Origin of the sequence: Bacillus sp. AFS001701 (assembly GCF_002559405.1) — a bacterium.
Taxonomy (GTDB): domain Bacteria; phylum Bacillota; class Bacilli; order Bacillales; family Bacillaceae_G; genus Gottfriedia.
In genome coordinates, this window is sequence record NZ_NTZO01000620.1 from 1 (window position 1) to 322 (window position 322).

The 322-nt window shown below is 30.1% G+C and carries 1 protein-coding gene; it reads right to left on the reverse strand.

The features are described from left to right. On the reverse strand, positions 1-223 hold a 223-nt coding region (locus CN514_RS24115), incomplete at its 3' end, for a VOC family protein (protein WP_141529512.1). Between the last annotated feature and the right edge of the window lie 99 nt (positions 224-322).

Sequence of the window (322 nt, forward strand, 5' to 3'; positions counted from 1 at the left end):
TTTTTGAAGGTTCAAACTTAAAATTAGGATCAAAAGTATGATCATCTAATGTAAGTCCAGTAGTACCTGTTACTGGTATGTTGAAAACTGGGGATTCAATCCGGCTACTTTCGAGCGTGATACCAAGGAGTTTACAATACCAATTAACTGATTTTTCTAGATCCTTAACATGGATAAAAACATAGTTAACTTTACTAGCAATTGGGGAAACAGTTGATTTCATGACGATACCACCTTTCGATTTAATCAATTATTGAATTCTTCATCACTTATTTTAAACCTTTTTTTATATTCATAGTTTTCTTTTAAAATAGACTAATTA